Annotated in this window: 1 protein-coding gene; it reads left to right on the forward strand. The window is 71.2% G+C overall.

Annotation, left to right across the window (positions count from 1 at the left end):
• Positions 1–675, forward strand: a 675-nt coding sequence (locus EA796_RS22900; RefSeq protein ID WP_147459084.1) for a sigma 54-interacting transcriptional regulator, incomplete at its 5' end; no start/stop codon positions are given.
• Between the last annotated feature and the right edge of the window lie 339 nt (positions 676–1,014).

Here is a 1,014-nt window from a genome sequence, read left to right on the forward strand (position 1 = left end):
CTCGACGAGATCGGCGACCTGCCGCTGCCGCTGCAGGCCAAGCTGCTGCGGGTGCTGCAGGAGCAGGAGGTGGAGCCGCTCGGCTCGAACCAGGTCAAGCCGCTCAACGTACGGGTGATCGCCGCCACCCATATCGACCTGGAGGCCAAGGTGGCCGCCGGGCAGTTTCGCGGCGACCTGTACTACCGCCTCAATGTGCTGGCCCTGCAGGTGCCGCCGCTGCGCGAACGGCGCGAGGACATCCCGGCGCTGGTGGAATACCTGCTCGACGATATCGCCAACCGCTCCGCCCAGGCGCCCATGGAGCTGAGCCACAAGGCGCTGAGCCTGCTCGCCCGCCAGCCCTGGAAGGGCAACGTGCGCGAACTGCGCAACCTGCTCGAGCGCGCCCAGCTGGATGTCGACGGCCCGCTGCTGGATGTGGCCCAGTTGCAGCCGCTGCTGGCCGCGCCCGGCAGCGCCGGAGCGCTGGAACCGCCGGCCAGCCCTGCCTCGCCCGGCGCCGACGAGCCGGTGCAGCCGCTGGCGCAGACCATCGCCCAGGCCGAACGCCGCGCCCTGCAGAGCATGCTGCTCGCCTGCCAGGGCAACCGCCGCCGCGCCGCCCTGCAGCTGGGCATCTCCCGCGCCAGCCTGTACAGCAAGCTGCAGCAGCACGGCCTGAGTCAGCGCTGAGTGACATCGGTGCGTCCGGCGTCCAGTCGGCTGGACAGCGAGTGCCGCCGCCAGCCGACATGTCCAGCGCGGCAGACGCTTTGCAGCCCCGCGCTCACCCCTCTGCATTCTCGGCGAAAGGCTCTGGCCCGCGGCATTGCGCCGATGGGCCGCGTGCCGGCAGGGGCTGGCACGCTTCTCGCTCTGCCTCCTGCGCCGCGCAACGCGGCCCATAACAACAAGAGGAAATACCATGCGACTGCACCACAGCTCTCTCTGCCAGCTGCTCTGCGGCGGCGCCGTACTGATCGCCGCCGGCCCCGCCAGCGCGGCCTTCGTCGACGACAGCAAGGCGGTGCT

Source organism: Pseudomonas sp. AOB-7 (assembly GCF_003696305.1).
Classification (GTDB): Bacteria; Pseudomonadota; Gammaproteobacteria; order Pseudomonadales; family Pseudomonadaceae; genus Aquipseudomonas.